This is a genomic window from Acidibrevibacterium sp., from assembly GCF_049965395.1.
GTDB classification, from domain to species: Bacteria; Pseudomonadota; Alphaproteobacteria; order Acetobacterales; family Acetobacteraceae; genus Acidibrevibacterium; species Acidibrevibacterium fodinaquatile.
Map to the genome: position 1 here is coordinate 38400 of NZ_JBMFWJ010000019.1, position 11770 is coordinate 50169.

Below are 11770 nucleotides of genomic sequence, written 5' to 3' on the forward strand. Positions count from 1 at the left end.
TGACCGCACCGCGTGCCACGGTCATATCGAGGCTTTCTCCATGATCGCCCGCAGCTGCGGACCGGGCCCGGGCCGAAAAGATCGACATTTCGATCGATCCTCTGATATCGGTCGCGCCTCGGTCACCGGGATATGAAAGTGCCATGCCATGCCCCTCCCCCTGATGCCGAAAGCCACCGCCGTGTGGCTGATCGAAAAAACCGCCCTGACCTTTGAGCAGATCGCCGATTTCTGCGGCCTCCACCCGCTCGAAGTGCAGGCGATCGCCGATGGCGAGGTCGCGCAGGGGATCGTCGGTTACGATCCGGTTGCCAATCACCAAGTCACGCTCGAGGAGATCCGCCGCTGCGAGGCCGATCCTACGGCGCGGCTGACGCTTTTGCCGGTCAGCAACCCGGTGCCGCGCCGCGCCCGCGGTGCCCGTTACACGCCGGTTGCCAAGCGCAATGATCGTCCGGACGCGATCGCCTTCCTCTTGCGCAATTTCCCGCAACTCAGCGACGCGCAGATCAGCAAGCTGCTCGGCACCACCAAGGAGACCATCCACAAGGTGCGCGACCGCGCCCATTGGAACAGCGCCAATATCAAGCCGCGCGATCCGGTGATCCTTGGCCTTTGTAGCCAGACCGATCTGCACGCCATGGTGACGCAGGCCAATGAGCGCTTGGCGCGGGAAGGGCAAGCGGTGCCGCCGCCGCCCAGCCCCGAGCAGATGAGAGAGGAAGACGAAGCCGCCTGAGAGACGCGCGCGCATCTCTCGAGGGCGAGTTTGATTGATGTTTCTTGTCGGGGATTTTAGTCGAGCGTCTCGCGCAAGCGCTCGATCTGCTCCTTGATTCGTAATTTCTCGAGCTTCAGACGCAACAGGGCATCGCTATCGGGTCGTGGACGATGATCTTCTTCGACGATACGCAACTCAAGATCAGCGTGGCGCTCCTTGAGGGCACCGAGGCGTCCATCCAGACTCATGTCGCACTCCTTATGCTTCATGCTTCCAAGCCGCATGCTTCCAAGCCGCAGTGAGGGGGCTCGGGCAGCCGCCGCCGCGACCAATTAATCATAGCGCCATCGGGTGGCCGATTCCACCCCTGATTGCATGACGCGGGCGGCGGCCGGGCAGCGGCGGCGCGCGGCAAGGGCGTGGCGAGCGGGCGGCAAAGCATGATAAAAGGGCTTTCTAAGCGGGGCTGCCTGACCGGCGCGGCGTTTGCACCGCCCGTCGATTCGAGGTGAACAGGTGAATATGAGCCGATGATGAACGACCGCGATTCCCTGTTGCGCCAACTGCATGAACTGCGCAGCGAACATCGTGATCTCGACACCGTCATCGCCCTTCTGGTCAGCCAGACGGCGACCGACCAACTCCATCTGCTGCGGTTGAAAAAACGCAAGCTGCTTCTAAAAGACGAAATCACCCGCCTTGAAAGCCGCCTCATTCCCGACCAGACGGCGTAACAAACGCGAGAACATGATGATCGATAGTCCCGGCCCAACGCCCGCCGGCCTCGCCCCGAGCGGCGCGCTCGTTGGGGTGATTATGGGGAGCCAGTCGGACTGGCCGACACTCCACCACGCGAGCGACACCTTGGCCGCGCTCGGCATCGCCCATGAATGCCGCATCGTCTCCGCCCACCGCACCCCGGACCGGCTCGCCGAATATGCGCGCACGGCAAACGCGCGCGGCCTGCGGGTGATCATCGCCGGCGCCGGCGGGGCGGCGCATCTGCCCGGCATGGCCGCCGCCTGGACGGGGCTCCCGGTCCTCGGCGTGCCGATGGAATCGCAGGCGCTGAAGGGGCTCGATAGCCTGCTCTCGATCGTCCAAATGCCGGCCGGAATCCCGGTCGGAACCCTCGCCATCGGCCGCGCCGGGGCGGTGAACGCGGCGCTGCTTGCCGCTGCTATCCTCGCGCTCGGCGATGCTGGGCTCGCGGCAAGGCTCGCCGCGTTCCGCGCCGCGCAAACCGAAAGCGTCGCGACCGCGCCGGTCGACACGCCAGAAGGGACTTAAAGATAAATCATGGAAGACGAGTTCTTTTTTGACAAAAAGAACCAAAAAACTTTTGTCCCGCTGCCGCCCAACGCCATTATCGGCATCGTCGGCGGCGGCCAGCTTGGGCGGATGAGCGCGCTCGCCGCCGCCCGGCTCGGCTATCGTTGCCATATCCTAACGCCGGAGGAGGACAGCCCGGCAGCGCAGGTTTCGGCGGCGGCGACGATCGGCGATTACGAGGATCCGGCGGCGCTCCGCGCCTTCGCCAGCGCCGTCGATGTCATCACCTTCGAATTCGAGAATGTCAGCGCCGCCGGGCTCGAATTGCTGACATCATGCAAGCCGGTGCGCCCCGGCCCGCACGTCTTGCGGATCAGCCAGGACAGGATCGCGGAAAAAACCTTTCTCAATGCCGAGGCTGGTGCGGCGACCGCGCCCTTCGCGCCGATCGAGACGCTGGACGATCTCCGCGCCGCCGCCGCCCGACTCGGCCTGCCGGCGATTTTGAAGACGACGAGGCTAGGCTATGACGGCAAGGGGCAGGCGCGGCTCGCCAGCGAGGTGGATCTCGCCCCGGCTTTCGCGCGGCTTTCGCCAAAACCGCTGATTTTCGAGGGGTTCGTTGATTTCGAATGCGAAATCAGCGTCATCGTCGCGCGCGGGGGCAACGGTGACAGCCGCGCTTTCGACGTGGTGGAAAACCGCCATCGCGACCATATCCTCGACCTCACCCTCGCCCCGGCGCCGATCGCACCTCAAACCGCCGCCGCCGCGAGAGAAATCGCGCTCCGGGTCGCAGATGCGCTCGATCTCGTCGGGCTGCTCGCGGTCGAGATGTTCGTTGACCGCGACGGGCGCGTGCTCGTCAATGAAATCGCGCCGCGGCCGCATAATTCCGGCCATTGGACCATCGATGCCTGCCCCGCGAGCCAGTTTGAGATGCATATTCGCGCGGTCGCCGGCCTCCCTCTGCCGCTGGCGGCGCGGCATTCGGACGCGGTGATGAAAAATCTCGTCGGCGCCGAGGAAACCGCGCTCTGGCCGCAGATTCTCGCGACCCAAGGCCTGATCCCGCATCTCTATGGGAAGAAAGAGGCCCGGCCGGGGCGAAAAATGGGCCACGTGACCCGGCTTTTTGCCAAGGGCGCGCTGCCCGGCGAGGCGGGGATCGCCTTGGCCTTGGGGCCGCTCGGCCGCCAGAATTTTATGACTCGAGCCTCCGCCGCAGCGAAATGAGATCCGCCCAGGCGTCGCGCTTCGCACCCGGCGAGCGCAGCAGATAAGCCGGATGGTAGGTCGCGAGCGCGGGGATGGGGGCGAGAAGGCCGGGGATTTCGATCTCGCGCCAGGTGCCACGCAGCCGGGTGATGCCGGCGCTGCCGCCGAGCAGCGCTTTCGCCGCAAGCCCGCCGAGCAGAAGCAAAAGCTTGGGCCTTACCAGCGCGATCTGGCGATGGAGGAAGGGAAGACACAGCATCACCTCGGCATCGGTCGGGCTGCGGTTACCGGGCGGGCGCCAGGGGATCAGGTTGGTGATCAGATAATGGTCGCGGTCGAGCCCGATGCTCGCCAGCATGCGGTCGAGCAACTGGCCGGAGGGGCCGACAAAGGGCTTGCCGATGCGGTCTTCCTCGGCGCCCGGGGCTTCACCGATCAGCATCAAGCCGGCGGCGGGGTTGCCGTCATTGAACACCAGGTTGGTCGCGGTTTCACTGAGGCTGCAGCCATCGAACGCGGCGAGCGCGGCGCGCAATTCATCGAGCGAGTGACACGCGGCGGCGAGCGCGGCGGCCCGCGCGGCCGCCGGCGGCAGAACGCCGCTCGCGGGTGCTGCCCGTCGGGGAATTGCCGGCGACGCGGGCTCGGGCGCGGCCGGGGAGGGTGCGAAATGATCGCGGGGCGTCTCGACCAGCGCCTCATCGGCGCCCCATTCGAGTTGCAGCCGCAGCGCAGCGGTGAGCGCCGTTCGAAGATCCATGCCGGCATTTTGCACAGCCAGCGCCGATCGGCTACACTTTCCCAAGCAGAAAGGAAGATTACGTATGGGTGAGGGAGATATCGCGCGTGAGAGAATGGATTTCGATGTCGTCATCGCCGGCGGCGGCCCCGCCGGATTGGCGGCGGCGATCCGCCTCAAGCAGCTTGCTCCCGAGACGGCGATTTGCGTGGTCGAAAAAGGCAGCGAAATCGGCGCCCATATCCTCTCCGGCGCGGTGATCGAGCCGCGGGCGCTCGCCGAGCTGATCCCAGACTGGCAGGCAGAGGGCGCGCCGCTTTCCACCCCAGCCGGCGATGACCGGTTTCTGTTTCTGACCGCTCGCCGTGCGCTCCGTCTGCCGACCCCGCCGCAAATGCACAATAGTGGCAATTTCGTCGCGAGCCTCGGTGATCTCTGCCGCTGGCTCGCGGCGCGCGCCGAGGCGCTCGGGGTCGAGATCTATCCCGGCTTTCCCGCCGCCGCCCTGATCGAGGAGGAGGGGCGCATCGCCGGGGTCATCACCGGCGACATGGGTGTAACCAAATCCGGCGAAAAAGGGCCGAATTATCAGCCGGGGATGGAGTTGCGCGCGGCCTACACCGTGCTCGCCGAAGGTTGCCGCGGCTCGCTCAGCAAACAGGCGATCGCGCGGTTCGGGCTCGCCGAGGGCGCCGATCCGCCGACCTTCGCGATCGGGGTCAAGGAATTATGGGAGGTGCCGGCGGAAAATCACCGCCCCGGCGAGATCACCCACACCATCGGCTGGCCGCTTGACCGAAGCAGCTATGGCGGCTCGTTCCTCTATCATTTCGGTGCCAATCTCATCTCCTATGGCTTCGTCGTCGGGCTCGATTATCGCAATCCCTGGCTCTCGCCGTTCGAGGAGATGCAGCGGCTCAAAACCCATCCGGCGATGGTCGGGCATTTCGCCGGCGGGCGGCGGATCAGCTATGGCGCGCGCGCACTGGTCGAGGGGGGGCTGCAATCCCTGCCCAAGCTCGTTTTTCCCGGCGGGATCCTGATCGGCGACAGTGCCGGCTTCCTCAACGTGCCCAAGATCAAGGGCACGCATATGGCGATGAAATCCGGCATGGTGGCAGCCGAGGCGCTGGCCGAGGCACTGGCAGGCGACCGCCCGGCGGCGCTCACGCGCTACCCTGAGCGGCTCCGCGCGAGCTGGCTTTGGGAAGAATTGCGGGGAGCCCGCAATATCCGCCCCGGTTTCGCCCGCTTCGGCCTCTGGGGTGGGCTCGTCAACGCGGCGCTCGATACCTACGTGCTGCGCGGCCGGGCGCCATGGACGCTGCACCACCCCCACCCCGACCACGCAACGCTGCTCCCCGCCGATCAGGCGCCGCGCATCGCTTATCCGAAGCCGGACGGAAAGCTCACCTTTGACCGCCTAGCTTCGGTTTTCATCAGTAACACCAATCACGAGGAAGACCAGCCGGCGCATCTCAAGCTTCGTGAGCCAGAGCGTTGGCAAGCCGTCAATTGGCAGCGCTTTGCTGCACCCGAGAGCCGCTATTGCCCGGCCGGCGTCTATGAAGCGGTCGGGGTCGAGGAGGGCGCGCCACGCCTTCAGATCAACGCCCAAAACTGCGTCCACTGCAAGACCTGCGACATCAAGGATCCCACCCAGAACATCGACTGGTGCACGCCAGAGGGTGGCGGCGGCCCGAATTATCCGAGCGGGATGTAGCGCGGGCGCTTCTATGCCTGGCGGCGGCATCCCGAATCCGCTCAGCCCGACACGGCGCATTGGCAACGATGCGGTGTTCGGCCTGCGCACCGTGGTTATGTTCTGAGCCGGCTCAGAGATCGGCGCCTGCGCCGCCGGCGCCGAAAGAGGCGCGGATCATGCGCCAATCGCCGCGCTCGGCGCCGGAAAACGCGGCAATCAGTGTCGCCTCGTTTCGCCAGAACGGATCGCAGGGGAAGGCCTCGGCGATCAACCCGCCGCGGATCGCGAGAAAATGCCAGATTTCACCCGCCGGCCCCTCGGCGACGCCGAGCCCTTCGCCGCTGCCATGCGCGAGCGCAACGCTGATCGCGCCGGCGGGCAGTGTCGCGAGGAGATGCCGGACGAGCGTGACGCTGAGCCAGATTTCGGCGACCCTTAGCGCCGCGCGTGCCAAGGCATCGCCGGCAGGGCTTTCCGGGGTCACAAAATCGAGCCGCTCATAGGGTGGATAACCCGGGCTGCGCCGCGCGTCCTCGCTGCGGCCGCCGGCGCGTGCGACCAGTCCGGCGCCGGCGCCACGCACCACGCCGCGCCCGGCGAGCGCCGCCTCGGGCAGCGAAAACCGCGCCCGCCAGGCCTCGATCCCGGCGAGTGCGGCACGCAGCGTCTCGCTCCGCGCGGGATCGAGGTCGGCGGCGACCCCACCCGGCACGACGACATCCATCATCAACCGATGCCCGAACGCCGCGGCGAGCGCGGAGCGGAGTGCTGCGAGCGCATCGCACGTCGCCGCCGCCCGCCGCATCGCACCGGCTTCGCGGAGGAGATCGGCGAGGTCTGAGAGATGGGTTCCGATCCGCTCGAGTTCCGCCATGACGGCGCGGAGAGCGGTGGCGCGGGGCGGAATGGTGAGCCCGAGCGCGGCCTCGGCGGCGGCGGCAAAGGCGAGACTATGCGCAACCGTCGCCTCCCCCGCCAATCGTGCCGCAAAACGCGCCGCGACGCGTGCCGGCTTGCCGCGCATCAAGGTGATCTGGCCTTTATGGCCATAGCCGGCGCGGCGCGCTGCCGCGGCGATGCGAATGCCGTCGAGACGGAAACGCCAATGCTCGAGCGGGGCGAAGGGTGGTCCGGCGGGCCCGTTCGGCCATTGCTCGCCGGCGGCCGCGGCGAAAAATTCCGGCCAGTCGGCCGCCATCGGCGCCGGCCCAGGGGTCGGCGCGAGTGGCGTTGTGAGCGGCCAAACCCCGTGATCGAGCCGCTTTTCCGTGCCCGCCACGCTCTCCGCCTGATATCCCCAGAGATCGGCGATGGCGGCCTCGAACCCTGCCGCCTCCGGCCAGCGCCGGCTGAGCGTCGCATAACGCCCGTCCGTCAGGGGGACGGCGACTGGCAGGATCGTGCCGTCATCGTCACGAAACACCGCCCGCACGCCCTCCGCCTCGCCCCAAAGCGCGAGCAGCGTGAGATCGCCCGGTCCTGCCGCGAGAGACCGCCAGCCGGCGGCATCCAAGCGCCGCCACGGCCAGGGACGGAGTGCTGCATCGCGCGGCGCCGCGTCCAGAAGGGCGCGGCTCATATCAGCGGCGCTTGCGCGAGCAGGGCGGCGAGCGCCGCGCAGAGTGTCGCGACCGTGAGCGCTGGCGAAAGCAGCCGCGACGCCGCTGGCCGGGCCGGGCGGAGCCAGGCGAGCAGCCCGGCGGCCACTGCCATTTTCACGAGCCAGAGGAGGAGCCCGATCCCGGCGGCGAGGAGACCCTGTCCTTCGCCGGCGATGCCGAAGGGCACCAGGAGGGCCGCGACCAGGCTCAGCGCCCCGAGCCGGGTGAGGGCGGTGGTGGCGAGCGCCATCGTCCGTGCCCGGCCGCCGCTCTCCGCCGCCGCCGCCGTCGGCGCCGCCCGTGCGATGGCGGCGAGCGCGATTGCGGCCAACAGGCGCGGCGCGAGTGGCGAAGCCACACCGCCCGGTGTTGCGATGGCGTTCAGCATGACGCCGCCGCCAAGTTGCGCCAACGCCCAAAAGGTGAGGAAAAGCGCGGGGCTGGCTGCGCAGAAAAACCCGAGGATCCGCCCGGCCGCGATCCCTCCCGCCATCGTCCCCGCCGCCATAAGCGAAAGCAGCGGCAGGATCGCCGCCAACGCGAGCAGCGCGACCACCAGCGGCACGGAGGCGAAGGGCGCGGTCGCGAGGGCGGTGGTGAAGGTCGGGATGAAGGTGGCGGCGAGGAGGGCGGCGGCGAGGCCGGCGGCGATGGCAGCATCAGCAAACCCGGAAACCCCGGCGGGACGCACCTGCTCGGCCCGCCAGAGCGCCCACCAGAGCCGCCAGATCGCCAGCGGCGCCGGCATTGGCGCGCGATCACGAAGCGCTGCCGCCATCGCCAGAAGCCACGCGAAACCGGGTGCCGCGGCCAGCATCAGCGCGAGATTGAGCGCCGTCGCGATCAGCCGCATGGCGGCGCCCGCCAGGCGTCCCGCGCCGCCCGCCATGCCGCGCGCGGCCGCCGCAGCCGGCGCGCCAGTATCGCCAGGCCGAGTTTGGCGGCGGCGCGCAGTTCGGCGCCGAACGCGCCGGGGGCGATCGTCGTCACCGGGTCACCGAACGGGAGCCAGCCCGGCAACGGCCCATACCCCTCCTCCCACACCCGCGCGACGAGCCGCGCGCCCCGGCCGGTGGCTGCCCAAAGCAGGGCCGTGAGGAAAAGCAGCAACGCCGCGCAGGCGGGAGCGGCGATCATCGAGGTCGGCGTTGCGGCATCGCCGGCAACCAGGGTCGGCATCGCCGAGGCGATCAGCCGCGCGGCAATCCCCGGAACCAACCCGAACAGCGCGAGCGCGGCCGCGAGCACGGCGAGCGATGACCGCTCCCGCCCGGCGAGATCGGCCGCCGCCGAGGCTCGCGGGCTTCGCGGCGGGCCGAGAAAGCCCAAGCCGAAGAGCCGGAGCGCGGCGAAGCCGCCGAGCGCGAAAAGAAGCCCAGCAAGCGCGACCAAGGCGGCGAGAAAGACGCTGCCAAGTCCGTTCGCGGGCAGGCGGAGCAGCGCGGTCATCGCCAGTGGCCCGCCGAGAAGCCCGGGGCCAAACGGCAGCGCCACGCTCAGAGCGAGGCCGGCCAGCGCCGCCGCGCGTGGCATCGGCGCGAGGAGGCCGCCGAGCCGCGCAAGCTGCCGGCTGCCGGCCTCACGCGTCACCGCGCGCGCGAGCAGCAGCAACAGCGGCCCCGCGAGTGCGCTCAGCAGCGCGAGCGCGAGAAAGGCGGCGACCGCATCCCGCCCCGGCGCCGCGAGATCGGCGCGCCGCGCCCAAATGGCGATGCCGAGCGCGAACAAACTCTCGCCGAGCAGTAACGGCACGAAAGCGGCGACGATGACGGCGATATCTTCGGCCCATGCCGCAGCAGCGGCGGCGCTCAGCGCACCGGCAAGCCCAAGCCCGAGCGCCAGCGCCGCGATCGGGCCGGCGGCGCCGAGCGCGAGAAGATCACCAAGGAAACGCGCCGCGAGATAGGCCACCGCCGGCGCCAGGGCGGCGGCGAGCACAGCGCCGTTTTCCGCCGCCGCCAGAACACGCGGACGAAAAAGGGGGGCTCCGAGAAGCCCGGCGCCGAGCAGCACGAGCCCGGCGACCGGGCCACTCGCCGCCGCCGGCAAGGCGAGCGCGCGCATGGCGACGAAGGCGGGGTTAGGCGTGCCATCGGGAAGGGGTGGCGCGAGGGCGGCGAGCACGAGCAGCCACGCGAGCCACGCCGCCATCGGGAAAAAGCGCGACGTTGCGATGAGGCGCGCAGCCGCGCCGAGCGCGAGCGCAAGACCGACGAGCAGGGCATAAGCGTCGCCGGCGAGGATGACGTTCAACAGCCCGGCGAACAGCAGCCCCGCCGCTGCCGGCCGCGCCGGCGCCGCGACGCGCAGGGCTGTGGCGAAGGGGAGGCAGAGCGCGAGCAGAAACAGCCGGGAAAGCCCGTCGAGCCGCAGCAGCGGGTGAAACCCCGGCAGGCCGAACGGCAGCGCCAGCGCGCCCGCCGGCTCTCCGAGCAGGAGAGAGAGAAGCGCGACCACGGCGCCGGCGAGCGGAACCAGCCAGAGCCGCGCCGCCAGTGGCGCGCGCAGCCGGGGCAACGCCGCCAGCCCCGATCCCGCGATGAGCGGCGCCATGAGGAGCGTGAAAAAACCCAGCGCCAGCATCCGACGGTGTTTTCCTCCCGGTTGTCAGCCGCTTTCCAGCCAGTCCTCGATCAGCCGCCGCGCGATACTGTCGCCGCGTGGCAGGCGAAAGCCGAGCGCCTTGTGGTTGCGGATGTCGGCGCGGGAGAACCACCGTGCATCGCTCAGCTCGGCGGGGTCGAGCACGATCTCGGTGCTTTGCGCCTCGGCATAAAAACCGAGCATGAGGGAGGCGGGAAACGGCCAGGGCTGGCTGGAATGATAGGTCACGGCGCCGACGCGCACGCCGGTTTCCTCGAACACCTCGCGCGCCACCGCTTCCTCGAGGCTTTCGCCGGGCTCGACGAAGCCGGCGAGCGTCGAATACATCTCGGGCACCGGAAAGCGCGGCGAATGGCCGAGCAACGCCGCATCGCCCTGCACCACCAGCATGATCACGGCGGGATCGGTGCGGGGGAAATGCGGCGTCTCGCAGCGCGTGCAGACGAGGGTGTTGCCACCGCTTCGCGCCTCGCACGCTGCACCGCAGACGCCACAAAAACGATGCCGCGCGCGCCAGTGCAGGAGGCCGCGGGCATGGGCGAGAATCGCCGCCTCGGCTTCGGGTAACGCGCCGGCGGCGGCGCGGAGATCGGCAAAGCGCGTAGTTTCGCCGAACGCGGGCGCGGCAAAGGCGGGCGGCGCTTCGGCGGCGCCGCAATCGATCGCGAAGACCGGTCGCCCCTGCCATAGGCCAAGAAACGCCCAGGGGGCGTCGACGCGCCAGGGATCGGCTTCGGCGCCAGCAAGAAAAACCCCGCGCACCGCCTCCGCCTCGCCGGCAAGCAGGCTCTGGCCGCGCCAGACCGGGACGAAGAGACTGTCCGGCGATTCGCGCGCGGCGGCGAGAAACGCGGCATCCTCCCGCCGCGCGCTCGCGCGGTCGAGCGGGCTCGCACTGTAGGGGTTGGGGCGGCGGGCGCGGATCGGGATCACGTTTCCTCACGGTCGATGGCCGGCAAAGCGTGCCACGCTCCCAGCGGCGCGGCAACCCGCTGGTAAATTTCTCCTTGCGCAGCACGTGGGATGTGTGGTACACGTAGCTACGCTTTGTATCAATAATAGCGGAGCGCTCGCTGCTCGCAAACGGATGCATGAGAAATCACAGATTGGCATTATTGATCCATCGATTAGGCGCGTTTCCCCTTTCGGGGTGGCTATGACCCGTCATTCGGAATTTAGAATTCCCGATGGCCTTGGTTCATCTCTTTATGAAATCCAGCGTAATTTCATAAAAAGGGACATTATCATGGAGTTTGACGATTTCGAGTGGGATGAAAATAAGCGGAATGCCAATATTGGGAAGCATGGGCTTGATTTTCTAGATGTCGTTCGGGTTCTCGATAATCCGTATCTTGAATATCCACCCAAAGAAATTAACGGAGAGCAGCGTTGGATAGCCATCGGTGCGCTCGATGACATTGTTGTTGCCATCGTTTATACCATGCGAGAGCGTGTACTCCGTGTCATCTCAATGCGAAAAGCACGGAAAAATGAAAGAAAACACTACGACACGCATATCGGCCAATGCGCTGCGCAAAGCGGATCGCGGCGAAAGCCGGACTGAAATCGAACGTCTCCGTCGTATGACGGAGAGCGAACTCGAAGAGGCCATCGCCAGCGATCCCGATTGGAACCGGGTTCCGCAGGATTGGTATCTGAAGGCGCAAGCGGTGATGCCGACGCCGAAAAAACTGGTGTCCGTGCGGCTGGATGCCGATCTGCTCGCGTGGTTCAAAAGCCTGGGCAGGGGTTATCAGACGCGCATGAACGCCGTTCTGCGGTCGTTCATGGACGAGGAAAAGAAGCGGGGCGCGGGCGGCCGTTCGCGGTGATAGCCGGGAACGAAGGCCGCCGATCACCCCTCGCAGCCGCTTTGCGGGCTGGTCTGGAGCATGGCGAAGAATTCGCGG

At 68.0% G+C, this 11770-nt stretch carries 13 protein-coding genes; 7 read left to right on the plus strand and 6 right to left on the minus strand.

Annotation, left to right across the window (positions count from 1 at the left end; all coding sequences use genetic code 11):
- The first annotated feature begins 148 nt into the window (after positions 1 to 148).
- Entirely contained in the window at positions 149 to 739 is a 591-nt protein-coding gene (locus ACP5M5_RS07835; protein ID WP_427936575.1) for a DUF1013 domain-containing protein, read from the plus strand.
- Positions 740 to 795: 56 nt separating this feature from the next.
- Here ACP5M5_RS07835 and ACP5M5_RS07840 read toward each other — a convergent pair whose 3' ends face one another.
- Positions 796 to 969, minus strand: a complete 174-nt coding sequence (locus ACP5M5_RS07840; protein WP_114911653.1) for a DUF465 domain-containing protein — start codon at positions 967 to 969, stop codon at positions 796 to 798.
- Between the two features lie 282 nt (positions 970 to 1251).
- Between ACP5M5_RS07840 and ACP5M5_RS07845 the strand changes: the two genes are divergently transcribed.
- From ACP5M5_RS07845 to ACP5M5_RS07855, 3 genes are read left to right on the plus strand one after another with little or no spacing between them, the layout of a single operon-like run.
- Positions 1252 to 1455, plus strand: coding sequence for a YdcH family protein (locus ACP5M5_RS07845; RefSeq protein WP_114911654.1), 204 nt, complete (start codon positions 1252 to 1254; stop codon positions 1453 to 1455).
- Positions 1456 to 1468: 13 nt separating this feature from the next.
- Complete coding sequence (purE, locus tag ACP5M5_RS07850; RefSeq protein ID WP_427936576.1) at positions 1469 to 2011, plus strand: 5-(carboxyamino)imidazole ribonucleotide mutase; 543 nt, start codon at positions 1469 to 1471, stop codon at positions 2009 to 2011.
- Between the two features lie 9 nt (positions 2012 to 2020).
- A complete protein-coding gene (locus ACP5M5_RS07855) occupies positions 2021 to 3229 on the plus strand; it encodes a 5-(carboxyamino)imidazole ribonucleotide synthase (RefSeq protein ID WP_427936577.1) in 1209 nt (402 codons plus the stop codon).
- Here the strand turns inward: ACP5M5_RS07855 and ACP5M5_RS07860 are convergent.
- Positions 3198 to 3971 (minus strand): uracil-DNA glycosylase, encoded by a 774-nt coding sequence (locus tag ACP5M5_RS07860; RefSeq protein ID WP_427936578.1) that lies wholly within the window; start codon positions 3969 to 3971, stop codon positions 3198 to 3200. The genes ACP5M5_RS07855 and ACP5M5_RS07860 overlap by 32 nt on opposite strands.
- Positions 3972 to 4035: 64 nt before the next feature.
- On the opposite strand from ACP5M5_RS07860, the gene ACP5M5_RS07865 reads away from it, so the two are divergent.
- Entirely contained in the window at positions 4036 to 5673 is a 1638-nt protein-coding gene (locus ACP5M5_RS07865; RefSeq protein WP_427936579.1) for an electron transfer flavoprotein-ubiquinone oxidoreductase, read from the plus strand.
- A gap of 112 nt (positions 5674 to 5785) precedes the next feature.
- Here the strand turns inward: ACP5M5_RS07865 and ACP5M5_RS07870 are convergent, their stop codons facing one another.
- Genes ACP5M5_RS07870 through nudC form a run of 4 tightly spaced genes read right to left on the minus strand, consistent with a single transcriptional unit; the run spans position 5786 to position 10793 of the window.
- Positions 5786 to 7234, minus strand: a complete 1449-nt coding sequence (locus ACP5M5_RS07870; RefSeq protein WP_427936580.1) for a hypothetical protein — start codon at positions 7232 to 7234, stop codon at positions 5786 to 5788.
- A complete protein-coding gene (locus ACP5M5_RS07875) occupies positions 7231 to 8109 on the minus strand; it encodes a hypothetical protein (protein WP_427936581.1) in 879 nt (292 codons plus the stop codon). The genes ACP5M5_RS07870 and ACP5M5_RS07875 overlap by 4 nt, the downstream gene beginning before the upstream one ends.
- Positions 8100 to 9839, minus strand: coding sequence for a hypothetical protein (locus ACP5M5_RS07880; protein WP_427936582.1), 1740 nt, complete (start codon positions 9837 to 9839; stop codon positions 8100 to 8102). The genes ACP5M5_RS07875 and ACP5M5_RS07880 overlap by 10 nt, the downstream gene beginning before the upstream one ends.
- 24 nt (positions 9840 to 9863) lie before the next feature.
- Positions 9864 to 10793: an NAD(+) diphosphatase gene (gene nudC / locus ACP5M5_RS07885; protein ID WP_427936583.1), complete on the minus strand. Its 930-nt coding sequence runs from the start codon at positions 10791 to 10793 to the stop codon at positions 9864 to 9866.
- 223 nt (positions 10794 to 11016) lie between these two features.
- Between nudC and ACP5M5_RS07890 the strand changes: the two genes are divergently transcribed.
- The gene (locus tag ACP5M5_RS07890) at positions 11017 to 11424 is read left to right on the plus strand and encodes a BrnT family toxin (RefSeq protein ID WP_427936584.1); all 408 of its coding nucleotides are present in this window, start codon (positions 11017 to 11019) and stop codon (positions 11422 to 11424) included.
- Positions 11351 to 11692 (plus strand): BrnA antitoxin family protein, encoded by a 342-nt coding sequence (locus ACP5M5_RS07895; RefSeq protein ID WP_427936585.1) that lies wholly within the window; start codon positions 11351 to 11353, stop codon positions 11690 to 11692. Before ACP5M5_RS07890 ends, ACP5M5_RS07895 begins: the two co-directional genes overlap by 74 nt.
- The last annotated feature ends 78 nt before the right edge of the window (positions 11693 to 11770 follow it).

Bases quoted from the DNA above. Each gene is read 5' to 3' on its own strand.
- ACP5M5_RS07835 (WP_427936575.1), top strand. From the start codon at position 149: ATGCCCCTCCCCCTGATGCCGAAAGCCACCGCCGTGTGGCTGATCGAA.
- ACP5M5_RS07840 (WP_114911653.1), bottom strand. From the start codon at position 969: ATGAGTCTGGATGGACGCCTCGGTGCCCTCAAGGAGCGCCACGCTGAT.
- ACP5M5_RS07845 (WP_114911654.1), top strand. From the start codon at position 1,252: ATGATGAACGACCGCGATTCCCTGTTGCGCCAACTGCATGAACTGCGC.
- purE (WP_427936576.1), top strand. From the start codon at position 1,469: ATGATGATCGATAGTCCCGGCCCAACGCCCGCCGGCCTCGCCCCGAGC.
- ACP5M5_RS07855 (WP_427936577.1), top strand. From the start codon at position 2,021: ATGGAAGACGAGTTCTTTTTTGACAAAAAGAACCAAAAAACTTTTGTC.
- ACP5M5_RS07860 (WP_427936578.1), bottom strand. From the start codon at position 3,971: ATGGATCTTCGAACGGCGCTCACCGCTGCGCTGCGGCTGCAACTCGAA.
- ACP5M5_RS07865 (WP_427936579.1), top strand. From the start codon at position 4,036: ATGGGTGAGGGAGATATCGCGCGTGAGAGAATGGATTTCGATGTCGTC.
- ACP5M5_RS07870 (WP_427936580.1), bottom strand. From the start codon at position 7,234: ATGAGCCGCGCCCTTCTGGACGCGGCGCCGCGCGATGCAGCACTCCGT.
- ACP5M5_RS07875 (WP_427936581.1), bottom strand. From the start codon at position 8,109: ATGCGGCTGATCGCGACGGCGCTCAATCTCGCGCTGATGCTGGCCGCG.
- ACP5M5_RS07880 (WP_427936582.1), bottom strand. From the start codon at position 9,839: ATGCTGGCGCTGGGTTTTTTCACGCTCCTCATGGCGCCGCTCATCGCG.
- ACP5M5_RS07890 (WP_427936584.1), top strand. From the start codon at position 11,017: ATGACCCGTCATTCGGAATTTAGAATTCCCGATGGCCTTGGTTCATCT.
- ACP5M5_RS07895 (WP_427936585.1), top strand. From the start codon at position 11,351: ATGAAAGAAAACACTACGACACGCATATCGGCCAATGCGCTGCGCAAA.